The organism is Gordonia sp. 'Campus' (assembly GCF_022206305.1).
Taxonomy (GTDB): Bacteria; Actinomycetota; Actinomycetes; order Mycobacteriales; family Mycobacteriaceae; genus Gordonia.
Map to the genome: position 1 here is coordinate 42,433 of NZ_JAKOIW010000023.1, position 23,111 is coordinate 65,543.

The 23,111-nt window shown below is 67.4% G+C and carries 22 protein-coding genes; 5 read left to right on the forward strand and 17 right to left on the reverse strand.

Annotated elements, in window-relative coordinates:
* Positions 1 to 129 precede the first annotated feature (129 nt).
* Genes MAY35_RS20295 through MAY35_RS23390 form a run of 4 tightly spaced genes read left to right on the forward strand, consistent with a single transcriptional unit; the run spans position 130 to position 4,332 of the window.
* The gene (locus MAY35_RS20295) at positions 130 to 546 is read left to right on the forward strand and encodes a hypothetical protein (RefSeq protein WP_238423091.1); all 417 of its coding nucleotides are present in this window, start codon (positions 130 to 132) and stop codon (positions 544 to 546) included.
* On the forward strand, positions 543 to 2,165 hold the full coding sequence (locus MAY35_RS20300) for a relaxase/mobilization nuclease domain-containing protein (protein ID WP_238423092.1): 1,623 nt from the start codon (positions 543 to 545) through the stop codon (positions 2,163 to 2,165). Before MAY35_RS20295 ends, MAY35_RS20300 begins: the two co-directional genes overlap by 4 nt.
* A complete protein-coding gene (locus MAY35_RS20305; RefSeq protein WP_238423093.1) occupies positions 2,162 to 3,562 on the forward strand; it encodes a hypothetical protein in 1,401 nt (466 codons plus the stop codon). The genes MAY35_RS20300 and MAY35_RS20305 overlap by 4 nt, the downstream gene beginning before the upstream one ends.
* Entirely contained in the window at positions 3,559 to 4,332 is a 774-nt protein-coding gene (locus MAY35_RS23390) for a CPBP family intramembrane glutamic endopeptidase (RefSeq protein WP_238423094.1), read from the forward strand. Before MAY35_RS20305 ends, MAY35_RS23390 begins: the two co-directional genes overlap by 4 nt.
* Positions 4,333 to 4,464: 132 nt before the next feature.
* Here the strand turns inward: MAY35_RS23390 and MAY35_RS20315 are convergent, their stop codons facing one another.
* The 16 genes from MAY35_RS20315 to MAY35_RS20390 all read right to left on the reverse strand — a co-directional run bounded on the left by MAY35_RS20315 (position 4,465) and on the right by MAY35_RS20390 (position 20,302).
* Entirely contained in the window at positions 4,465 to 4,758 is a 294-nt protein-coding gene (locus tag MAY35_RS20315) for a hypothetical protein (RefSeq protein ID WP_238423095.1), read from the reverse strand.
* Between the two features lie 70 nt (positions 4,759 to 4,828).
* On the reverse strand, positions 4,829 to 5,131 hold the full coding sequence (locus tag MAY35_RS20320) for a hypothetical protein (protein WP_238423096.1): 303 nt from the start codon (positions 5,129 to 5,131) through the stop codon (positions 4,829 to 4,831).
* Positions 5,112 to 5,555, reverse strand: a complete 444-nt coding sequence (locus tag MAY35_RS20325; RefSeq protein ID WP_238423097.1) for a transglycosylase SLT domain-containing protein — start codon at positions 5,553 to 5,555, stop codon at positions 5,112 to 5,114. The genes MAY35_RS20320 and MAY35_RS20325 overlap by 20 nt, the downstream gene beginning before the upstream one ends.
* A 215-nt stretch (positions 5,556 to 5,770) precedes the next feature.
* Positions 5,771 to 6,361 (reverse strand): DUF4913 domain-containing protein, encoded by a 591-nt coding sequence (locus MAY35_RS23395; protein WP_238423098.1) that lies wholly within the window; start codon positions 6,359 to 6,361, stop codon positions 5,771 to 5,773.
* Positions 6,358 to 8,136, reverse strand: a complete 1,779-nt coding sequence (locus MAY35_RS20335) for a type IV secretory system conjugative DNA transfer family protein (RefSeq protein WP_238423099.1) — start codon at positions 8,134 to 8,136, stop codon at positions 6,358 to 6,360. Before MAY35_RS20335 ends, MAY35_RS23395 begins: the two co-directional genes overlap by 4 nt.
* On the reverse strand, positions 8,133 to 8,828 hold the full coding sequence (locus MAY35_RS20340; RefSeq protein ID WP_238423100.1) for a hypothetical protein: 696 nt from the start codon (positions 8,826 to 8,828) through the stop codon (positions 8,133 to 8,135). The genes MAY35_RS20335 and MAY35_RS20340 overlap by 4 nt, the downstream gene beginning before the upstream one ends.
* Positions 8,829 to 8,830: 2 nt before the next feature.
* Complete coding sequence (locus MAY35_RS20345; protein ID WP_238423101.1) at positions 8,831 to 10,486, reverse strand: hypothetical protein; 1,656 nt, start codon at positions 10,484 to 10,486, stop codon at positions 8,831 to 8,833.
* Between the two features lie 6 nt (positions 10,487 to 10,492).
* Positions 10,493 to 12,025 carry an SCO6880 family protein gene (locus MAY35_RS20350; RefSeq protein ID WP_238423102.1) on the reverse strand — a complete coding sequence of 511 codons (1,533 nt, stop codon included), beginning with the start codon at positions 12,023 to 12,025 and terminating at the stop codon, positions 10,493 to 10,495.
* 124 nt (positions 12,026 to 12,149) lie between these two features.
* Complete coding sequence (locus MAY35_RS20355; RefSeq protein ID WP_238423103.1) at positions 12,150 to 14,009, reverse strand: hypothetical protein; 1,860 nt, start codon at positions 14,007 to 14,009, stop codon at positions 12,150 to 12,152.
* Positions 14,009 to 14,743, reverse strand: a complete 735-nt coding sequence (locus MAY35_RS20360; RefSeq protein WP_238423104.1) for a hypothetical protein — start codon at positions 14,741 to 14,743, stop codon at positions 14,009 to 14,011. The genes MAY35_RS20355 and MAY35_RS20360 overlap by 1 nt, the downstream gene beginning before the upstream one ends.
* Positions 14,740 to 15,489: a hypothetical protein gene (locus MAY35_RS20365; protein ID WP_238423105.1), complete on the reverse strand. Its 750-nt coding sequence runs from the start codon at positions 15,487 to 15,489 to the stop codon at positions 14,740 to 14,742. The genes MAY35_RS20360 and MAY35_RS20365 overlap by 4 nt, the downstream gene beginning before the upstream one ends.
* An 18-nt stretch (positions 15,490 to 15,507) precedes the next feature.
* Positions 15,508 to 16,005 carry a hypothetical protein gene (locus MAY35_RS20370; protein ID WP_238423106.1) on the reverse strand — a complete coding sequence of 166 codons (498 nt, stop codon included), beginning with the start codon at positions 16,003 to 16,005 and terminating at the stop codon, positions 15,508 to 15,510.
* Positions 16,002 to 16,373, reverse strand: coding sequence for a hypothetical protein (locus MAY35_RS20375; protein WP_238423107.1), 372 nt, complete (start codon positions 16,371 to 16,373; stop codon positions 16,002 to 16,004). The genes MAY35_RS20370 and MAY35_RS20375 overlap by 4 nt, the downstream gene beginning before the upstream one ends.
* 28 nt (positions 16,374 to 16,401) lie before the next feature.
* On the reverse strand, positions 16,402 to 16,929 hold the full coding sequence (locus tag MAY35_RS20380; protein ID WP_238423108.1) for a hypothetical protein: 528 nt from the start codon (positions 16,927 to 16,929) through the stop codon (positions 16,402 to 16,404).
* A 639-nt stretch (positions 16,930 to 17,568) separates the two neighbouring features.
* Positions 17,569 to 18,672, reverse strand: a complete 1,104-nt coding sequence (locus tag MAY35_RS20385) for a bifunctional lytic transglycosylase/C40 family peptidase (protein WP_238423109.1) — start codon at positions 18,670 to 18,672, stop codon at positions 17,569 to 17,571.
* Positions 18,673 to 18,817: 145 nt separating this feature from the next.
* Entirely contained in the window at positions 18,818 to 20,302 is a 1,485-nt protein-coding gene (locus tag MAY35_RS20390) for a cutinase family protein (RefSeq protein ID WP_238423110.1), read from the reverse strand.
* Between the two features lie 598 nt (positions 20,303 to 20,900).
* Here MAY35_RS20390 and MAY35_RS20395 point away from each other — a divergent pair.
* Positions 20,901 to 21,419, forward strand: a complete 519-nt coding sequence (locus tag MAY35_RS20395) for a helix-turn-helix transcriptional regulator (protein WP_308192479.1) — start codon at positions 20,901 to 20,903, stop codon at positions 21,417 to 21,419.
* Between the two features lie 572 nt (positions 21,420 to 21,991).
* Here MAY35_RS20395 and MAY35_RS20400 read toward each other — a convergent pair.
* Positions 21,992 to 23,062 (reverse strand): GAF domain-containing protein, encoded by a 1,071-nt coding sequence (locus tag MAY35_RS20400; RefSeq protein ID WP_281063158.1) that lies wholly within the window; start codon positions 23,060 to 23,062, stop codon positions 21,992 to 21,994.
* Between the last annotated feature and the right edge of the window lie 49 nt (positions 23,063 to 23,111).

Sequence of the window (23,111 nt, forward strand, 5' to 3'; positions counted from 1 at the left end):
GTGGCGACACTCGGTGGTGTCGCGTCCGGTTGCGGCGGGCGCGGGTGGTGTCCGGTCGGGCGGCGACGCCCGGACATGGGAGGGGTGAGGGCGGTGGCGGGAGCGGCTGCGCGAGGGCATCGTCCGCACGTGCCCAGTGGGCGCAGGCAGCCGCGCAAGGTCTACTTCGACGGAGAGGAACGCGCGGTGATCGAGGTGGCCGCGGGAATGATGGGGCTGCGCTTCGGCGCCTACGTCGCCTCGGCCGCAGTGCGTGATGCGCGGTCGTTGGTCGCGCGCAGCTCCGTCGCCGGAGACGACACCGCCCCGGATGGCGCGAGCGCCCCGGTCGGGCTGAGTGTGTCCGAGGCCCAGGAACTCCTTGACGATGTGCGTCACTTGCGGCGGCTGTTGGGCAATGTGGCCGGCAATCTCAACGACGTGGCGCGCCACGCCAACTCGACCGGTGAGCTGGCCCCGGAGTCGGCGGCGGTACTCGACTATGTGCGCCGCACCAACGACAAGCTCGACACCGAACTGATGGGTTTGCTGCGGAGGTTGCGGTGATCGACAAGATTGGTCGCGGCTGGGACGCGCCGCATCTGATCAGTTATCTGATGGGGCCGGGCCGGGCCAATGAGCACACCAACCCGACGGTCATCGCCGCGTGGCACAACGACCCCGGCGCGTTGCAGCCGGGCAAGATCGGTGCCGGCGACTTCGATTTCGACCCGGCCGGGCTGGCCGCGCTGCGCGAGCATGTGCAGGCTCCGGCGGCCGCGGCAGGGTTGCCGACCCGGCAGCCCGCCGAGGGCGAACCGTTCTACACCAAGCACGGCTACGTGTGGCACGCGTCGATCGCGATTTCGGCCGAGGACGTCGCCGCGCATGGGCCGCTGTCACACGAGACGTGGGCGCAGATCGCCCGCGATGTCATGGACCGGACCGGCATCGCCGGAGTCGACGACCCCGGCGGGTGCCGGTGGGTGGCGGTGCATCACGGACTGTCGGAGGCAGGGAACGATCACATCCACATCGCCGCGGTCCTGGTCCGCCAGGACACTGGCCGGCGGCTGCACCCGCGTAACGACTTCCACGCCGTGCGCTCGGTGATGCGGGAGTGGGAGGACCGCCTCGGGCTGACAACGACAGCGCAGAACGACCGCAGCGCCGCTCGGGAGGCGACCCGAGGTGAGCATGAGAAGACCCAACGCCGCCGCGAGTCGGGCATGCCCGCAGCCACCCGCACCGATCCGGCCGAGACGATCCGCGGGCAGCTACGCCAGGCCGTCGCCGACACCGCAGCGGTCGCCGGTGACGGTGAAGCCTTCCTGGCCGGGCTGCGCGAGCGTGGGTTGCTGGTGCATCTGCACCACGACCGTGACGGCGCGATCGACGGGTACGCGGTGGCACTGCGCGGCGATGTCAGTGCCGAGACCGAAGCACCGATCTTCTACGGCGGCTCCAAACTCTCGCGCGACTTGTCGTGGCCGAAGCTGTCCGCCGAGTGGCAGCGACACGGCGGGACGGTCGCCGAGCGGCCCGCGAAGGTCACCATCGACCTGACCGCGGGCGCGTTCGACCGCGCCCGCGCGGCAGTGCAGCGCGCGCACACCGCGCTCGCCCACGCCGAGCACCCGGCCCATGGCCGCGACATCGCTGTGGCCGCGCACCGCATGATCACCGCCTACTCCCGTGTCACCGACGGCACCGCACCCCCGGCGCACGCCCCGCGCACGCAGGCGGTGTGGTCCTCGCACCGCAGCGCCACCGCCGCGCGCACTACTCGGCCCTCCCCCGCCTCGGTGCCGGTGAACCCGGCCGCCGATGCGCTCAACGCCGCCGCCCGGGATCTGCTGGCGTTGCGGGTCGTCACCGAGAAGGGCTCAGCGAGCGCGGCCAGCGTCGAACTCGCAGTCGCACTGGCACAGCTGATGGTTGAGGTAGCGGCCTGGCATCAGCAACGCGGCGAGCTCCACGCCGCGACCGCAGCCCGCACCACCGGCGCCCGACTGACCCCCGTGTCTCGGCCTGCCGCTCCCGCGGCCGCCGCACCCCAACCCACACCGCAACGCACCACCACTGCGGTGCGGCCACGCACCGAGCGTGGCCACCCAGAGCCGCCGCGGCCCCGCCGTCTGCCGTCGGCCGGCGATCAGTCACCGAAGAAGGGACCACGGCTATGAGTACAGAGCGCTCCACGTTCGATGAGTTGGGCCGCCAGAGCGACGTTCCCTCCCTCGGGTTGCCCCGTGAACAACTGCTCACCTACGCGATGTTCGCGCGGACAGCCGCCGGTGCGCTGCGGAGCGCGCGCGAACGCCACGGCCGGGCCGCATGGAACGACGCCGACGAAGCTGCCCGCATCCACCTCGCCGCCGACGCCGCCGCGATCGACGAGCTGACGCCCATCCAGGCCCAGGAGTGGAACCAGCGCGTGGCCGAGGGCAACGTGGGCATCGACCGTGTCGGCGATTCGGGGATGGTGATGGCCTACGCCGGTCTCGGTGACGGCGCCGAGGTTGTGCAAGCCACCCTGGGTGACCGCACGGTCACGGTCGCGGCGGGCAGCCCTGCCACCGCGGCGCACATCCGGGAGTGGTTGGCTGCCAATCCGAGCCACGATGCACTCTCGGATCTTCGCCAAACCGCCCGCGACATCGCCGCCGACCGCACCGAGGACGTGCCCGCGGCCGCGGCCGGCGAGGACGCGGGAGCACAGCAGCCTGAGGAGGACCGCGCGGCCATCAGCATCGACGAGCTCACCGCGCCGACTCTTCGCGAACGCCTCGGAGACCGTGTCCCGCAGAGTGTGTTCGACGACGCCCGATGGGCCACCGCGGAACGTCAGTTCCGTGATCTGGTGCGCGAGGGCGTTGACCCCGCACTGCTCGCCGATGCAGCTGCCGGCCTCACGTTCGATCGCAAAGTGCGTAGCCCGGCTGGTCTGGTCGCCTGGCAGCTACGCAAGGCCGCCCAGGGGCATACCGCCCCCACCGACGAGGATCAGGCCCGCCGCGAAGCCGCCACCGAATGGCTCGCCGCTGCCGAGGACACGCCCACCGATAGGGCACGCGCCAGCCGACTCGTCGGGCAGATCGACACCGAGTTTGATCGGGCGCTGGCTGAGAAGTACCCGGGCATTCTCACCCCGGCGGCCGATTCTGAGGACCGCTGGCACGACCACGCTGCCCGCGCGGCCACTCATACCGATCTGGCCGACACTCACGACGACACAGCGGTGCGCGAAGAGGAAGCAGTGGCACACGCGGCTCAGCGGGTCACCGACGCAGAGCTTGCGGTGGTGGGAGGCCCGGTCGCCGACGAGCAGGTTGATCCCGCCGTTGAACGTGGTGATGCAGACACGCACGAAGCCATGGCGGCCGACGAGCGCGACCTGGCCGCCGACGCTGAGGGCGACCGCGCCGAACAAGCCGCCAGCCAGAAAGCGGCGGCGGCGCCTTTGACCCGGGGCGCCGGACCCACGGCGGCGAACCGGTCACGCGGCCGCGCCAGCGCACCCCGCGCGGCCTCGGCTGCGCGCACCAACACACAGACACGCACCCGCGGTCGAACTCAGTGACCGATGCGGTGACCGCCGCGACCGACGATCACCGCCCCGCCCTGGGCGGGTTCGGTGTCCTCGCGCGCTGGGTGTGGGTATCGCCCGTCGCGATCTTCGCCGGTCTGGGCTTGAAAGCATCGGTGCAGGAGTCGATGTCGTACGGTCTGCTCGGCGCGATGGTCGTACTGTTCGCACTGGTGGGCGTCGCGTTCATCATTGATGGGCGCACGGTGCTGTCTCAAACCCGTGACAATCTGTCGTTGATCGGGGTCGGCCCGGTGCTGGGCGACAAGAGCTGGGTGTGGTCCCGGGGACGCCTGATCGGCGCCACCGTCGTGGCCGCCGGTGGTGTGGCCGCCGCCGTGCTGGCGTGGGTCACCGCCCAACTCATGGCGTCGCTGTTCCCGCGGGCCGAAGGTCTCATCGACGACCGCTACGACATCTATGCCGGTCACTCGACGCCCTTTGTGTGGTTGGTGCAGATGGTCGAGAACGGCCTGTCCGAAGAACTCGTGTTCCGTTCCCCCGTCCTGGCTGCCTACCTGCTGCTGCGCGTCAGCGCCCTCGCCCACAGTCGCCTCGCGTGGATGCTGTGGGCAGTCGGATCGGTCGGCTGGACAACAGTGTTTGCCCTGTCCCACAGCGACTACGGGATGTGGAACGTGGCGCCCGCCTTCGTCATGGGACTTGTCTTCGTCGGCGTCACAGTCCTCACCCGCACCGTGTGGACCGCGGTCATCGCCCACACCACCTACAACACCTGGGCAGTGCTCGGCAGCCCCATCTGAGCGCTCCCAAGTTGGGGTGAGCAGGCAGAGACGCAACGACGAGTGAGGGGTGGGTCGGACAATGCCGACCCACCCCTCACTCGTTCGTTGTTGCTCTGCGTCTGTTCGCGTAGATCGACGCGGTTCTGGACGTTACGCGGACCAGGGGCTGATGGCCCACCATTGGCCGCTACCGCTGCGGTAGCAGGTACCGAACCGTGGCCCGAACTTCTTGGCGCCGAAGCTGGTGAGCCGGTTGGCGGTGGGCGCACATTGCGCGGCGCTGCCGTGCGGGCCGACCGCGAACGCGCGATGTCCGTCGACAACGCCGATCGGACTCACCGCGGCCGCCGCCGGCCCCGCGGTGGCGACCCCTGCACCGGTTGCGACCGCGCCCGCAATCAGGACGCCAGCGACAGTGCGGCGCACCCGCTCTCGTGGAGACATGGTCATGATGTTGTTCCTCTCTTCACACTGTGGCTCCTCTTGTCAGACCACGAGGTCACCGCGGGCGCGACTACTGGTAGGTCCGTCCGGACCCGTCAGGTAGCAGCTGTTCGCAGTAGCTGTAGGCGCCGCCGAATCCGTCCGGCGCGACTATCACGTGTCCGACCGGGCCCGGACCCACCCGGCACTCCGTGCTGCGCTGTTCGCTGTCGACCGTCACGAGGGGGCGTTCTGCGTCGTCGGAGACTGCGGTGAGCACGCCTGCGGTGACGAGTGCTGCGGCGCTCACCATCCCGACCGTCGCCACGGTGATGCGGCGGGCATACGAGTCGCCGGCGTTGGTGTGCTCGAACCTATTCCGGTGCCGCGGCATGGGCGATCTCCCTCGCGTACCTATCGACCCCAGGGAATGCGTGACCGACGACGTTCATCCCGCCCATCCACACTTTGCTGATCGTCTCGTCCGTCACGGCGATGCTGCGGCCGCGCAGCTGCGCGGCGTGATCGCAGTCCACGGCCACGACGATCGCCGCGGCATCGGCTGGATTGGTGGGGTCGGTGGCCCCCGTCCGGGCCCGGTAGCGTTCGAGTGTGTTCGGCAGGATCTGGGCTGGCCCTATCGCTCCGGCCGGGCTGGTCACGTCAGCGCGGAATCCTGATTCGTACTGAAACTGGGCTGCGACGAGGTCTTTGGAAACCTCGGGGCAACCGTGGGCGTCGATCGCGGCGGCGATCGCCGCTTTGTAGGCGGCGGGTGCAGCTACCCACGCCCGCGACGTCGACACGTCGTCGGTCACGCACCCGGTGAGGGTGACCCCTGTGCAGATGGCCGCGACCACCGCCAGGGCTGTTGAACGGACCGTCATGAGGTGATTCATCTGTTGCTCCCGTCGTGGAGTGGGTAAAGCAGGGGTGCGGTGGCCGGGGCCCCGAGCTGGGGAGGTCGGGGTCCCGGCCACCACGTCGTTGCTCCCCAGGTGGTGCGTTGGGAGTGTCCTGAGGGGCAACGGGTTTAGGGGGTCGGGAGGTTGAGGACCGCCGCCGGCGGGTTGGTCGTTCCGGTCGGCAGGTAGCCGTGATGGTCGGGGTCGTGGAAGGGGACGTGCTTGGGAATGCAGCGGTGAAACGGCCCCTCTTCGCTGGTGAGGATGGCCAGGTGGTGGTCGAAGTGCTCGCGCAAATAGATCAGGACGGCGCCAGGACCTTCCTGGGCGGCTTCCAGTTGGAGGGCGCGCAGTCCCCAGAGGCGGGTAATGGCTTCGGGGTGTAGATCCCATCGCGCGCACCATCGGACGCCGGGTCCGGCAGGTTTGGTTTTCACCCGACGCTCGCACCACGCGCTGACGTTGTCGCGCACCCATTCCCGCAGTACCGCCATGTCGGGTTCGGCTCCGTGCGGCTCGGTGTCCTCACTGGCACTGTCGCTGTCCTCGGCGGTGGTGTCGGTCGCCGCGCTGACGGTGTCGAGGGTGTCGGCTGCGGTGGAGCTCCACTCGTCTTCGAGTGCGGTGAGCGCGTCGCCGTGCCGGGTGACGTTGTCGGTGAGCGCGTCCAGGCGTTGTCGGAGAGCTTCGACCTCGCTGGCCAGGTCCACGCCGCTCACGCCCTCGTGGTGTGTGCGGCGGCCGGGGCAGGTTCGTCGAGGTCGCGGAGGTGGCGTCCGAGAGCGTTGTCTTCCAGCGCTGCCACCGCACTGCGCCGCACCTGTGCCGTCGCGGTTTTCGCGTAGGTCTTGATGTCGGCGGCCTCGGTGTCTTCGCGATACCACGGCATCAAGTCCATGAGGATCGGACGCGACCCTTGCCGGATGAGTAGTGCGTTGTTGCGGTCAAGGGCGGCAACCTCTTCCAGCGGCATGATCGGTTCGCGGACGAGGCTGCGGGAGCGGCTGCGGGAGCCGGAGCTGTAGGTGTAGCTGTCTTTCCACACCTCGTGGGTGCCGATGAGGTCCGAGACCATCCTGGCGTCGTCGCGGTCTTGCAGGCCGGCGCCGATGATGCGGCACGTCGAGGCCCCCCACATCGCGCCCATCTTCTCCCGCCCCCACACGCCCATGCCCTGCTGGTAGGACTGCAAGATGACGTCGACGATGACGGCTTGGCTGCCGGCGAACGAGGCCAGCGCCGGCAGGTTTTCGATCCGGCAGATGTTGGCGGCTTCGTCGAGGACCATGGTCAGCGGCGGGTCGAGCCGTCCGCCGTGGGCGGATGCGGCGAGGTTGGACAGCTTGAACACCTGGTCGACGATCGCTGCGGTGACCGGATCGGCGTTGTCCTGGTCGTCGCGGGTCATCAGGTACAGAGTGGGGCTGTGTCCGGGGCGGGCGGTGAACAACGTCCACAGGTCTAGTTCCTCGATCGGCTCGGCCGGTGGCTCATCCCAGCTGTCGGGCGGGGTGATCCAGCGCAAGGCGTCTTCGTCTTGCAGGCACTCCAACGCTGCCGAGGCCCCGCCGACGACGCCGGACAGGGTTTCCGGCACGAGCTCCAATTGGCTTTCCAGGCTTAGCGCGATCCGTTGGTGCCCGTGCTTGGCGAGTAGGTCGACAGGTTCGTGGGATTGGGTGTCGACCCAGGTGATGACCTCGCGCATGGTGTTTCCCGACACTGCGGCCGCCAGGATCATCCGCGCCAGCAACTGCTTTGAGGATGAGTTGAAGAATCCGGAGTTGCCCGATTCGCTGTTGTTCTTGCCGGTCGCGGCCATGAAGTGGGTCGCGATGCGGCGGGCGTCGGAGTACTTGCGGACGTCGCCGAGGATGTTCCACCACCACGTCTGTTCGACGAACGCGATCTGGGCGGGGTCGTAGGTGTAGACCGGGCCAAGCAGCCCGCGCAGGTGGGCGGTCAGGATCCACACGTCGGGTTTGTTCGAGGTCGCCACCACCGAACCCAGTGCGGACAAGATGCGCGGAATGGCTTGGGAGCTGGTCTTGTTCGAGCGTGGACCCATGATGATGAGGGTGAAGTCTTCGAGCGTTTTGAAGATCAGGTTCTTGCCGACGCGGCCGATGCACATGGCCACATCGCGCACGTCCATCGAGGCGAGTGTGGTTCGGCCGTCGTCGCTGTCGGTGTCGATGCCTCGCAGTTCTGCGCCCTTGGCTAACGCGCCTTTGCCGGTCACATCGCCCAGGTGCGTGGTGTTGCGTAGGGCGCGCATCGCCGCGGTCTGGCCCCACCACCGTCGCGTGGCGACGATCGCGGTGGCCACCACTGCTGTGATGCCGACGGCGACGGCGATCACGACCCATCGCGGCACGCCGAGGGTCGAGGCCACCGCCATCGCCAAGCAGGTCGCCACGATCAGGACCACCACCGCCCCAGCGATACGCAACTGAGTCTCGGTGGTGCCGTTGGCGGCTTTGCCGGTGCTCATGCCGCGTCCTCCTCGGCGTAGGTCAGAGTGGGATCGCTCAGCGCCACATGGCGCAACCGGGCGATGATCAACCCGGCCACCGGTGACTGGTCGTCGTGGACACAGACTGTCGGTGCCTGATGGCCGGCCAGCGCCGGTACCCGGACACGGGGCGTGAGCCCCGGTGGCCCGGTGATCAGGTGGCGGGCGTACTCGAGGTGACGGGCGGCCAGCGCGGCGGCCTGGGCGACGAGTTCGGCCTCGGGGGCGGTGGGTCCGGCGACACTGGCGACGTCGAGGGCGAAGTCGTTCTCCCCTGCCCCGGCCAGCAGCTCCACGATCGTGGGCACAGCCCCGGCGTCGAGGAGGTGAGTCAGGGTGACGATCGGCCAATTCACCAGGCTTGCCGCGTGCAGCGCCCCGGCGAGCAAGGTGGTGGCCTCGGGGGTGACCAGGCGCAGGTTCGCGGGCAGGTCGCGAGTCAGGTGGTCGGCGGTGACCGCGGCGAGACGTTCGTCCCAGCACTGTTCGATCAGCGGCCACCACGTGCGCGGTGCCGTGATGTCACTGCGCGCGGAGAGGACCGTCACCTGCCCGGGTGCGTGGGCGCCGAGCACGGCGTGCACGCTGGCCCGGCTGCGGCACACCATGATCTGGGTAGCGCCGTCGGTATCGGCGGATTCGGTGCGGCGCACCGCATCATAGGGCGACATGGCTAAACCCCTTCCCAGGCGTTGTCGGTGTCGTAGAGCTTGATTTCTTCTTCCAGCAGCACCACCCGCACCGGAAGACCCATGCGCGCACCGGATTTGATGAGGTACTTGCCGCGGCCAGGGTGCAGCTGCCCGGGAACCCACGTCGGCGGAGCCGACCACTGGGTGACCAGTCGGCGTTCGCGGCTGGTGAACGGAGTGATCTCGTGCAGCCGTTTCATCTCGGCGTCGTCGAGGCCACCGAGGATCTTCACACCGTTGCGGGCGGCCATGCCGCGCGCCTTGGCGCGGTCCTCGATGGTCGGCAAGGCGTCGAGGTCGGTCACCGAGTGCGTGGACTGAGCAGTCACCATGCCGCGGTGACGGTTGAGTCGGGTCGCACGGTCTTCCTTCTCCACCAACCCGGGTGCCGCGCGCAATGCCCGCCACACCTCGTCACGCGGCTGGTAGATGTTGCGGCGCAGCCCACTGGCCTGCTGCGCTTCCACCACCGAGGTTGCCCACGTCGAGGCGCACAGCATCGCCGAGGCGACGACGTCGTCGGACTCGTCCTCGATCGCCGACAACGACAGCGACAACGCCGGCATGTCCTTGGTGACTTTGAAACTCGATGGGCGGTCGAACATCCCGCGGATCGGCCCGTCATCGCTGCACAGCAGCGCTACGGCGTTGCGGAACTCCCGGACCTCGCGCTGATAGGCCAGATCCCCGGACCCGGTGTCGCCCTGGAGCGGGACCGCCATGATTTTGCGCAGCGGGTCGCTGCCGTGGTCGATTGCTTCGAGGACTGCGGGAATGATCGGTTCGTCGTCGCCGGCGGCGTCATCAGCGATCGCCACCGCAGCCCCCAGGAGCAGGCGTTCGGTCGCCGTCAGCTGCTTGCCCTCACCAACAATGGTGATCAGCGACTCCAACAGGGCCAGGCGCCGCGAGTTGGCAAGGGCCATCAGCTGCTGTTTCTCACCGCCGGTCGAGGCGGTGATGACCGCGACCAGTGGCCCTCGGTCGAGCGGGTTGAGCGATTCATGGCCGCGGCCCAGACGAACCACCTCGCCGCCCATCGCCCGAACCATGCGGGTGTACTCATCTTTGAGGTCACCCGGGACGATCATCATGAATCCGAACCCGACCAGGCCCATGCCGAGCCGTTTGAGGCCGGTCGACTTGCCCACTCCGGGCTGGCCTTGCATCCAGATACCGGTGTTGGTGACCAGGCCGTCTTTGAGCCACTGCGCCGGGTCGAGTCCGATCGGCTCAGCGGTGTGTAGGTGGTTGCCGAAAGGCACGCCGCGTACCCGCGCGCCGGCCGGGGCAGGGAACGGGTAGAAACCGGGCAGCTCGGCGGTCGTGGACTGATACAGGGTGCCCGCTTCCACGTTGGGAGACCAGCCGCCGAACGGACGGCGGCGTCCCTTGGCCGGCGGCGGCGCTCCGAGTGCGGCGTTGAGCATGTCGAAGGGCATGTGCATGGGCACGTTGTCGATCGAGACCGCTTCCTCGTCGCTGTCGTCGTGCTCTGCCGGGGTGGCGCCGAAACCCATCTTCTGCAAGATGCGTTGGCCCATCGTGGCGCGCTCGCCTGCGCCGAACACCGCCTCGTCGTCGCTGTGCACGTCGCGATCGGGTTCGCTGATCGTGAGCACCGAGTGGTTACCCATGTGTTTCTATGCCCCCCAACGATCTTTGGCCATCCGCGACAGTGCGCTGGTCGGTTCGATGCCCACGCCCAGCGACGCGGCGAAGGTTGCTTCCATCGCCCGTCGTGCGCGGCGCCACTTCGTTTTCGATTCACCCTGGCGGCGTTCGACATCCGCGCACGCTTCGGAGAGGGTGTCTTCGTTGCGCACGGTGGTGGTGACGTAGAAGGTGAACAGTCCTAGACCCGCGCCGAGCGATTCCTGCTGCGCCATGCGCCGGGCCGCGGCCCGGTCGTCGTGCTCGCGTTGGGTTTCGTCCTTCTTCGTCTTCTGTGCCCAGATGCGCCGAAACACACCAGCGCTGACTTCCTTTTCGACCTGCCGGGACGCCTCGACCGCCGAGTAGGGGCGGTAGACCATCGAGAATCGGCGGTGGTAGCGGCCCGGTGAGACCATCGGCAACATGCCGCGGAAGCGGCGCAGTCCGCCGAGGGATTCGCTGTAGACCCACGACACCGAGTAGCCCGAGTCGTGGGCGTAGGTATCCACGCTGGCCTCTGTCCGCAGGGGTGCCGCGCCGCGCCACTCCTGCTCCTCGGCGGCCTCGTCGAGGTCTGTGTTGCGTAGTGCCGGATCGAAGGCTGTACGGATATAACGGATCAGCTGGCCTTTGGTCGCCCGGTGGGTCACCGTCATCCCTGAGGCCGCCAGCGCAGATTCGAACCGCGGCAACATGTTCACCACTTCGGCTGCGCCCTGGCTGAGATCCTTGGGAGCGGGTTGCGCCTTGGTCAGATCGAAATTGATGGTGACCAGACACGTCACGTCGGCGGTCTGGGCGCGGCTCTGTGACACCAACCCGTCGAGTACCCGCACGCACACGTCCGGCGGTTCGACGACGTCGGCGCCGCTGATACGGGCGGTTTCCCTGGCCCTCTCGCGGGCCCGCTCGATGCGGTTGCGGGTGTAGGAACGCTGGTTCATCCCGCCGGTGGGCGCAGATTCACAGGTGAAGGTGATCGAGGAGACGGTCGGCATGTGCCCCAGGTCGGCGAGCATGCCACCGAAGTTGGTCACCCACGTCAGTGCGTCGCCGTCGTCGGCGAGGGTCAATCCCACCGGTGAGACGAACATCGGCGCCGAGACGATCCCGGTCTGGCGGTTCCACACCAAGCATTGGTGACCGCCGCGACCGTCCTCGACCTCAATCGGCATCAGCGGGGCCAGGACCCCGGGCAGGTTGTCTCCGCGCGGGATCTCGCTGAGCACATCATCGGACCACGCCGAGGTGGTGCCCGCCGTCGCGAACCGCATCCGCGCGGCGAGGCGTTCCACGACGGTTCTGCCTGCGGCGCCGAACGGCAGCACCCCGAGCATCAGCACCGGAACCGCGATCAGCGCGAGCACACCGGTGAGCAGCAGGTTGCCCAGGAACAGCGACAACGTGACCAGCGTGACCGTGACGGCCAAGATGATGCTGTGGCGGTTTTCCAGCCGACCGACCGCCAACCCACTGCGTGAGCGGCGCCCGGACCGGTACGCCGGTTCTGTCGTGGTCATCGGTGGCCCTCCCGCCGCTGCGCCGGGGTCATGGTGGACGGTCGGGGCGCGGCCGCGGCCGTCGTCGCGGTGGTGGTCTGCGTGTTGGGGGCGGTCATCTGTGTGGGTCCCTTCTCTTGGGTGGTCATTGCATGTCGGGGCCGGTGTCGTCGCCGCCGGTCGCTTCGGTGGCTGCGCCTTCGGCGACCTCGCCGACGGTGTCGACGGCGGTCTCCACGGTTTCCTTGGCCGCCATCGCTGCTGCGACATACGGATTCGCGGCTGCGGCTCCTCCGCCGGCCGCTTCGGCGCCTCCGGCCGCGCCCGCGGCATCCGCGCCGCCGCCGGCGCCACCGGGCATTGGCACACCGCCGCCGGCGTCGGGCGCTTCACTGGCCGGACCCAGATCACCGGCGCCCAAATCGGCTTCGGGTGAGGAACCACCGGCCTCGCCGCCCGAGGAGCCGTCAGTGCTCTCCCCGCCCCCGCCGCCGCTACCGAATCCGCCGGGACTGTTCCCGGGACTGGGGTCGGCTTCGCCACCGCCCGACGATCCGGGACCGGTTGAGTCCATGTAGTTGGACTGGGAGTCGCCGCCTGCTCCGCCGCCGGCGAACTGGCCCATACCGGCCGCGGCGATCGCACCGCCACCGGCAAGGACTGTCCCTACGCTTGCACCGCCCTGCGCACCGGGTGAGACCCATTTGAAGAAGGCGAGCATCGTGGGCAGCGTCAGCACGCACAGCCCGATTGTCATGAGCCCGACCATCACTGAGGACAGGGATTGCTCGTTGCCCATCAGTTTGAATCCGATGGTGTAGAGCGCGGCGGCAAACGGTTTGTACAGGATCAGCGCCAGCATCATCGCCACGATGCGCGGGAACCACTGTCGACCCCACGACGACAGTTGACCCGCGGCGGCGAAGATCAGCATGGCGAACAGGATCACCAGACCGGCTTGGCGGGCGAAGCCGATGAGCCACTGCACAGCGCCCAGGACGAACGCGACGACGCCCAGCAGGAGCACGCCGCCGGGGTTGCGGATGGTGGCGATTCCGAGCATGGCTTTGAGGTTGGGGCCGAACTCTTCGGCGCCGTTGGCGGTGATTTGGCGGGCGAAGTCGTCGGCAGCGTGCAACGCGCCGGTGACCACGATCCCCGACAGCGAACAGATCAGCAGGAATTTGAACGCGCCGACGCCGAGCTCGGCGGCCGGGCCGGGACGTCGGGACAGCGCCATGGTGATCGCCGCGGACAGGATGCCCAGGGCCAAGACCATCATCACCAGGATTTGCACGGGGCGCTCCCCGGCGAGGATGCCGCCGGAGGTGACGTCGATGGAGTCGGTGCGCAGCCACCACGTCATCGACAGCACCAGCAAGTCGCCGGCGAACTTGCCGACGCTTTCACACGCCTGAGCGAACCAGTTGTCGAGGAGATCTTTCGCCGCGTTGGCGGGGTTGAGTGCGCTGAGGTCGACGTTGGTGTCAGCCTGTCCCACACCACCTTCGGTGAGCTTGACGAAGCGGCCCTGCTCGTCGAATTGGGCGGGTTTGGGTGCACCGCCAGGGTTGGCGCAGGCAGGAATCTTGTTGCGCGCCTTCTCGCAGTCGAGGACGCCGTTGTCGTCGAGCAGTTCGCGGTGCTCCTTGGCCAGCTGCTCGGGGACCATCGCCTTGACCCCGGCGTAGCTGCGGTCGGAGGCGTTGAACACGTAGGCGTCGATGTCTTTGGACTGCTCGGACGGGTCATGGGGGGCGCAGCCGGCGAACTCGCGGTGATCGTGGCAGGTGATCACCAGGTATTTGCCGTCCTCGTCGGTGCCGTCGAGGGGTTTGAGCCACTGCTGCTGCTCGGCGGTCAGTGGTGGCGGTTCCTCGGGCATCCAGCCCGGCGCGCTGGCCGGGTCGGCGGTCGCGGGCGTGACCACAGCGGTGGCCCCGATCCCCCACACGCTCAGCAGGACCAGGACGAACGCCGCGAGGGTGCGTGACCGAGTGCTCATCAGCTCACTCCTTGCGGGAAGCGGTGCCAGCCGTTGTCGGGATGGACCGAGGTGGCATCGACGGGGCGGGTGGTGGCGTTGCCGAACAGGCCCGGTTGATAGCGCCAGTCCCCACGCATCCACACCACCGAGAACCGCAACAGCGACACCGCCGTGGAGGTCTCGCCGGGCAGCGCGAAGTCGTAGCTGGCGACCTGCTCGCTGTAGGGCTGATGAGCGCGCCAGGCGATGACACGCGGGACCGTCTGCTCGGGGTCGAGACTGGCCTGTAGCTCGGCGACCGATTGACGCAGCTTCGAGATGTCGCCGGGGGTGCCGAGAACCTGCTTGCGGTAGATGGAGTCGGTACCGGCCAACACCGCCAAGCGCATCGGAATTTGCCAGGCCGCCAGAATGGCCCCGGCCTCGGTGTGGGCGAAACCCGCCGCAGCGACTCCATCGAGGGTGCGGGGTCCGGCGGTGTCGGAGAACGGCATCTCCGTGCGGCCCACCGCCTCCCAGCGGAGGTTGCCGAATGACACCTCGTGCTGGCCGTCCTCCCCCGCGTCGACGAGCGGGCCGGTGGTGTCGGCCGCGGTGTCCGGGCCGGACGCCGCACGCACGATCAGTACTCCGGCGATCACGGCGACCAGTGCCACCACGACTGCGACCAGTACCCACCGCCACGTGCGACGGCCCTCGGTCGCCGGTTCGGCGAATTCTCGAGTAGTGAACTGAGGTGGCCGTGGCTTCATGGCTGCTCCCGTAGTGAGGTGAACCCCGACAACGACGGGGAATCAGGAAGGTCCGGTGCTGAGTCGGGGTCCCATTCGTCGCTGAACTTCCAGTCCCCCTCGTCCCACACCACCGGCACCGCCGCGAATCGGAAGTTCTCGCCGCGGCTCGGGAAGGCCAGGTACACCGATGCTTTGGACTCGGTGTAGTCGGCGATCTTGAACGCGACCGGTGCGCTGGCGACCTGGGCGAGCACCGCCGGGTCGATCGTCGCGCCGTGGTCACGGGCCACCAGAAGCTGTCGGCGGGTGGTGGCACTGACCTTGGCCTGAGCGTCGATGACCGCTGCATAGTCCGGTGACCACGTGAGGCGGAAGGTGATGTGCGCGGCGGCCAGCACCGCACCCTGAGGGGTGTGGGAGTAGCCCGAGGCGATCGGGCCGGTGATCCGCGCGGGGCCGTCGCTGTCGGAGAAGGGGAACGGCACACCATCCACCCGCTGCCACGACACCCGGTGCGGCGGTGCGGTCAGCCACTCCGGATCTGTCGGCGAACGCTGCAACGTCGGTGTCTGAACCAGCACCGACCCCTTGCCCGCCGACGAACTCGGCGTGGCCGATCGGCTCGGCGCTTCGGCGATGTCACTCGGCTCGCCGCCACGCATCATCAGCCCGACCGCAGCGGCCAGAACGACCACCGCTGCCGCGCCCGCGAGCCACTGCCACCGCGGTCGACGCTGAGCGAATTCCTTAGTTGTGAGACCCATGACACTCGTTTCCTTCTGTCACAGCGCGCTTGCGACGAGAATCCCGCCGATCGTGCTGAATGAGCCGACGATCAATACGGCCAGATACAGCCAGATGCTCTGCTCTAGAGCCATTTTCGCGACCTGGGAGCGGCCCCTGAAACCGACGATCATGGCGGCGAAGCCCACCAGTCCGCCTACGACCGCGGCGATACCGAAACCGGTCAGGGCATAGCCGATCATGGTGTCGGAGAACGACTGCAAGTCCCGGGGCGCTTCTGTGCGGTCGCCGCCGAACTGCTCCCAGTGGATCTCGCCCTGTTTCGGGGTGCCCATCTTGATTTCACCCTCGACGCCGGCTGACTCGTCGGGCGCCGGCGGTGCGGCCGGGTCCGAGGTCGCCGGCACCGACGACTCGCCCGGGGTGGTTGAGGGCACCGCACCCGCTGAGCCGCCGGTGGCGAACAGCACGAACACAGCGATCCATGCGCCCGCCAGCGCCACCGCTACACCACGCACGCGGCGGGTCGCACTCATGCGAAAGCGTCCAGAATCCCGACGCACGCCCCGGCGCCGATCACGCCGCCAAATAGCCAGGGCAGGTGTGTCACCGCATCTTTGGCGAAGTTCGAGCGGCCCCGCATACCCAGGATCATGCCGACGGCCACGAACAACATCGCGATCACCGCGGCTGAGTAGATGATCGTTTTCAGGTAGCCGATGAACATGTTGACGCCGTTCTGGGCATCCTCGGGCAGCTGCTGCGGCGGCGGGTCGGGGAACAGCTGCTGATCACCGTCTCCGGGGGCGGCGAGGATCAGGTGCTGGCCGGAGCCGCTGCTGCCTCCCGGGTGCGAGGCGGCGATGATGGTCAGGTGATCCCATACGGCTAGGGCAGTGGACATTGGCGTACTTCCTTCCAACAGAGGGGTTTTAGGAGGTGCGGCGAAGCCGCGGTTGTTCCTCGTCCGGCGAGGAAGTGTGGGGGGTGTCGTGGTCGACCGATACCGGCGCTGACGACAGCAGATCGGTGACGGCGGTGATCAGCGTGTGGCGGAACGCCCGCAGGCGCATCGACCACGCTTCCGGGTCATCGCTGATCGCTGCGGACCGCAAATCCGCGGGCGGGTTGCTCATCGACCGGGCCTGCTCAATCCAGTCCAGCCACACCACCGCGGGCACGTTGGGCTCGAGCATGCGGGCGCGCTCGCGGACCTGATGCGGGGCGCGATTGGGGCTGTCAGCACTGATCACTACGACTGGGGCGACCGGGGCGGCAGCGGCGATACGGGTAGCCAAGCTCAGCTGATGGCTGACCGACCGGCACACCAGCACATCGACGTCGTCGCCGGGCGCGACCACGCCCAGGTCCTCCCCGCCGATCAAGGCAGCGACGATCGAGGTCGCCACTCCCCCAGCTACCCCGCCGATACGCGGGCGACGCGGAATGGTCGCGGTCATCGCGGCCTCACCCCGCACTGGTCGGTATCGGGATTACCCAGTGACCACTGCCCTGCCCGGGCCGTCAGCTGAACTGTCACCACATAGCGGCGCGGTGCTACCGGGCGATCTGCGCGAAACCGTTGCGTCACAGTCACAATGCGGACCGCGCGGGCGGTGGTGTCCGGCGGTCGGTCCTCGAACCCGAACCGCACATCCCCCGGGCCCAACTGCGCTTTGGCGTGCACCAGCGCCAGCTGTGTCCAGTAGTTGCCGGGTGAGCCCGTCGGTGGTGTCGCCGTCAGCCGGGTCCGGCACTCATCGGCCATCAGCGGTGCTGCACGCAACGCCGCGTCATAAGGGCTGCGGTCACGGGTGGTGTCCCACCCGTACCAGATGCGTGTTGCGGCCAGAGCTACCGAGTCGGCGCTTGACCGATCAACGCTGACTCCCGGCGGGAGCTTGGTGGGGGCGTTCGCATGTGTCGGGCTCGTCGGCGGTGCAAACGGCCACGACACCGTCGGGGGCGTGCTGAACGGTTGCGGGGCTACCGACGACGGCCCCTGTGGTTCCACCCGGTCAGGCGTCGAACATCCTGCGAGGCCGGCCGCGGTGACGGCCGCCAGCAGACTCGCAGCCGCGAACCGACGATGGACGGTGCTATCCGAAACGGCGGACATACCACTCCTCTCCACTCCACCCCGAGAGGGGCTGAATTCGGACGACATCCCCCGACTGGGGGGCGTTGAGCAACATGTCTTGCCCGTTCTGATTGCCGTAATAGATTCCGACGTGATGGGTGTTGCCCCCCGAGCCGAAGTAGATGAGATCCCCGGGCCGCTTCTCGGAGACCGGAATCTCTTTGCCCCGAGGGTCATAGAGCTGGCCGGGATTACCGGTGTCACCGGTGAAGTGCGGGAGCACGATCTTCATGTTGGTCGCTTGGGCCACCGCATAGAGCGTGAGTCCGGAGCAGTCGAAACCGACTTTGCCCGAGTCGCCGTGGGCATCGGCGGCGCCGCCGCCATCACTGATGCCGTTGGTCGGCCCGTTCTGATTGCCCCCGCCCCAGGCGTAGGGGGTGCCCAGCCAGCGCAATGCGGCCTGGATGATCCGTCGGTTCGTCGGGCCCGCGAGCTTGCCGCCGCGCCCGGATGCCGATTGATTGATCGAGGCGTACTTCGGGATTCGTTGCTTGACCGCGGGGGCGTAGCCTTCGGTCTCGCCGTTGGTGATGTTCGGTCCGCCGTTGGCCAGCACGCAGCCGTAGCCGCAGTTGTAGGCGTTGAGCACGATGTCGAGCAGATCGCCCTTGATCCGACCCGAGGCCAGGTCCTTTTTCGCTTGCGCGACTGTGTCGCAATCGAATTTGGCTTGGGCCATGATCGCGTCCGGAGGATCGAACGGTGAGGCGGTGCCGTTGCCGTTGGCATCGACGGCATACGACGGCCACGTGTAGGGCATGAACTGCGAAAGTCCCTGTGCGCCGGCCGGGCTGACGGCCTGCGGGTTCCACCCGGACTCCACCTCGATCTGCGCTGCGATCACTGGGGCCGAAATTTCAGGGCATCGCTTGCCCGCCTTGATCACCCACGGTTCGAACTCGGGCGGCACCGTTCCGGTCTTCAATCCGGCTTGGGAGTATCCGCCCGAGGAGTCTTCCTCGGTGGGGGCGTTGTAGCTGGCGGCAACGAAAAAGACGACGATCAGCACAGGCACCAGGAACACCGCTCCCAGTACCGTGGCGATCGTCGCCTTGTTCATGTTCACTCCCCAGCTGATGGACTAACCCTGCGCCTGGCTCTGTCGAGTCAGGCAGTGACCTCGGTGGCCGCGCCCTGTGCTGATCGGTGATGCACTCCCATACATCGCCGTCCGCCGGGCGCAGTCGCCGCTGCGCGTCGTCAGCTCATGACGCCTCGATCCGGCCGAGTAGCCACTTGGCCAAGAAGACGGTGGCGGTGTCGCCCTGGGCGTTGACCGGGCGGCGGTCGTAGGCCTGATGCACACCAAGAAGGCTGTAGCTGGCCACCTGAACCACCTGGGTGGCAAGCTCATCCGGCTTGACCAGCGACAGGAAGGCGTCGTACTCGGGCATCTTCACGACGCGGCCGATGTCATCGAGCATCGACGAGGCGAACACCACCCGCGCCAGTTCCAGCGGGATCGCATAGGGGTTGGTCGCGCCGGCCACACCGATCTGCGTGGCGGCGTTGATCACCGACACCACCGCTCTGTTGATGTCTTCGGGGTTGGCCGAGGCGACGTTGGTCAGTAGCGTCTTCGCCCGACCCGACACATACGGTCCGATGTCCTGGCTGCGCAGATTGAGCAGCGGGACCACCGCCTGAATCGCTTTGCTCTTACCGGTCAGTGCGCAGATCGCATCGCCCTCGGCGCAGAACGACGTCACCCGGTCGGCCAGCGTGCCGAATCCGTCCGGGCGGGCGCCCACCGCGCCCTGGCCGGCAACGTTCGGGCCGACGAAGGTCTCCGACCCCGGCAACACCTGTGGTGTCGCTGCCGGGGCCTCTGAGTCCAGGTTCGCCGTCGTCGGGGTCCGCGCCGGGTCTGACAGCAGCCCGCCCGCGAGAATGCGATCGGCTGATATTGGCCCGCGCCCGTTGCCGATCTCGGAGAACACGTCCCCGAGGACCAACGATCCCTGCGAGTAGCCCAGACCAGCGAACTTCGCCGACGGGCAGGCCTTACTCAGTTCGGTCAACCGTGCTTTGAGGGCGGCGGTCCCGTTGGCCCGCGACTGTCCCAACGTCAGCGGGTCGTTCTTGACCACACCAGCGATCGGGCCGCCCACCTGCGCCACGTACGGGATCTGCTCAAAGCCAACGCTTTTGCCGATCGCGCCGCCGTCGACGCTCGCAGTGCCCGAAGAGGCTGGCGAGTCGCTGTCCTCATCGCCCGGGGTCGGGGCTGAGGTGGTCGGGGTGTCGTCGGCCAGCTGAATGCGGGGTTTGACCTGCGCGCCATTCGATGCCGGTTGCAGAGTCGGCAGCGTCCCAGTCGTCGGCAGCGTCGTCCCCGGAAGCTGCTGCCCGTCAGGAAGTGTCGGGCTCGACTGCGATGACATCTGCCCTGCCGTGTCCAGCAGACCACCCACCAGCGAACTCACCGCGCCGCCACTCGACGGCGCACCGTTCTGCTCCTGCCCGATCTGCACCGGCGCGGCCGTAGGACCAACGATGGGCGTCCCCCGCTCCACCGCCGCCCGCACCGGGTTGGTGACCTTCGATAACATCCCCGGCACCACATCGCGGCGAGCCTTGGCGTTGGTCTCCCACGTACCCGGCACCGCAAGCACGAACACGTCCTTGCAGTCGACCCGGGCAGAGGCCGTCCCGGCGCCCAAAGGAGCACCCGTCAGAAGCACCGGCACGACCACCGCTAGCGCGATTGAGGCCGCGCGACCCCGCCGCGTCACCACACACCGCCGCGAGCAACGGAACGAGACGCCCGCCACGCCTGACGCCACACACTTAGCTCATCCTCCGGGCCAGTGGGCACCAGCAGATGTCCCACCGCACAACGGGATACCGAACCGAGTAGGGCGCCGAGACCGGCCTCCGAGCCGATGACGCACACCATTCCCGGGTGCCGGGCGGAGCACTCGAACGACGTCCGGCCCAGGAGCTCTACCCCGGGAATCGTGGAGTGGCCGGCCTCGCACCGACCCTGGGTACTGCTCACAACATGTGTCACGTCGCATCCTCGCTGTCCGAGTAAGGCAGCAGCAGGAACGACCAGCTTGACGTTTCACACCCCGCAACGGCGGTAGACTGTGAAACGCCAGGCTCACTGCCGCTCCAACGGCAACCGAGCTAGGTATCCAAATAGCTGGTGGGTCGGGCGAGGTTAGACGGCAAATCTGGGCCTCACCCGGCCTACCGGTGTGTTCTTTCGCCAATCAGTTCATCCGACGAAACACCCTTCCTTCTGTGACCTCAAAATAACACACCTGACTATAGTCACATAGTGTGACACCAAGGAGGCGGGCCGACAAGATCGAACGTCGTGACCTATCGCCGCAGCACAAGGTCCGACGGTTGAGTCGGAAGGTAATTAGGGGCTTCGATCCGAAGGCCCTGACGGACTTGCGTCGGTCACGTGGTCTCAGCCCCGGCGAACTTGGCAGGGTGGCGGGAGTCAGCGAGAACGCCATCCGATACTGGGAATCGTCTACATCCTCCCCCCAGATCGACAAGCTGGTGGCCGTGCTCAGGGTGCTCGAAGCTCCGGTCTCAGCGGTTGTGGCGATCGACCGGTCCGATGCGCTGCTGTCAGATCTGCGCATTCTGGCCGGGCTGACGCAGCCGGAGCTGGCGGCCGCCGCGGGTATACCCACCTCAACGCTCGCTGCGCTCGAACGCGGGCATCGCCCGCTGTCCGAGAGTTCTGCCAGCGCTTTGGCTGTCGCGTTGGGAGTTGCCGACGATGACGTCCGGGCCGCATACGAACGGACACGCACGCAGCCCCCTCGAACCACAAGGTTCTGACCGAGCAATGGCGGTCCCGCTAGAACCCGGTTTTCGCCATCGAGCGGTTCGGGCAGGCCCCCTCCCGCGTTTCCGGCGGAGGGACGCGGTGTCCTCACGTCTACAATTGGCCACATCAGCTTGGTCAACCTGGCTGATTCCCCGGCCCGGGTGCGATTCAAGCTCGCCAGCTGCACACCCGGGCCGGTCGCCGTCTTATGGGCACTGCATGACCCGGTCCCAGCACAGATCATCGGATCGGCCCCGAAGGAAGCCCAGTTTGGCGGGTTGAACGTTGAGATCCCACGCTGGACGAACCCCGCACCGCGCACTCTGGCGCCGCTAGATTTCTGTAAAGAGCGTGACAACGAAAAACCTCCCCGGATGACTGGACTATTGCGACAAGTCAGTAACTAAGCCCCCCGATATCCGGGCTGCTTAGGAACTGCTCTCTGTGTCGCGACCAGACCCGAATGGTGCGTCAGGGTCAGGGAAAGTCCACCGTGGAGGTGCGCGTTGTAGATCGAATCATAACACCCGAGCAACGGCTTGCAATAGTCCGCTCGACCCTGAATGTTGCGCTGCCCCTGCGGTTACGAGGCCATGGCTTCTTCGGACAGTGGCTCGACTGTGAGGAAGCCGAGGCCATCTTCGCCGTGTTTGTCGGGTGTGATTGTGAACTGGGCCATGTGCCACACATCGGCGGGGCCACCAGCGAATCTGATCCGAGCGCGATACGTAGCTCGCTCCTGTTGGCGAGTGAGAAGTGCCAGCTGCGCTGCCGCGATCGTTTCCTGCTCGTCCTCATGGAAGATGGGGCTGTCGGTAAGCCATGCGCTCAGTGGTGGTGGAGGTGTCCGCAGCCAGTCGGTGACCAGTCCCGTCGCGAAATCGATTCGCCCTAGGCCAGATTCACGTTCTTCGAGGTTGGCGATCACTCGGGCGGTGTGTCTGTTGAAGGCGAGAAATTCGGCTGGTTCGACATCGTTGATGTCGTGAACGACGCCGCGTAGTGCCCATCGCGACGGCAGGCGGACCGCCCGCAGTGTCATGTAGCAGCGGTAGCGCAGCTGGTCGTCGCTGTCGCGTTCATGCCGAACAGTGAGTGCGGAGTCGAACTTCGCTCCGTTTTCCAGTCGTCCAGCCTTCATGTCGCGGACGAAAGGCCCGATTTCGGACTCGCGAGGGAAGTCGTAGAAGTACTGGAAGACCTCGGGTGCAACACGGGAGATGTCTTGGGTAGGGCCGTCGATTCCGAGGATGTCGCGTTCGATGTTCGGGCCCTCGTGAATCTGCGCAAGATCGAGCTCTTCGTCGTAGACGAACTCGAACCCCCCGACAAGGCGGCGAGGGGGCGGCGTGCTGTCGGCATCGTCACCGATCCACAGCTGTACCGCGAACACCACCCCGTTGGGTCCGAACACGGGTTCGGCGATGATCGCGACGTGTGAGATGACCGCGGACTCCGACCTGCCGGTGGCGGTGACTGTGTCAAGGGCCTGGAGTATCCAGGCGAGGACGGTGTAGTCACCGCGGGGCACTTCGTGCCGCAGCCTGTCGACGGACGTGTATGGAGAACGCTTGCCCCCCTTGAAAACCACGGAGGGATCGATCTCTTCGTGGGCTCCGGTTCCCATCGTCTCGACAACAATCCAGTGCGACATTCATACCCCCTGCTCACTACTTCTAAGTGGCGTCATACATGATACTGAA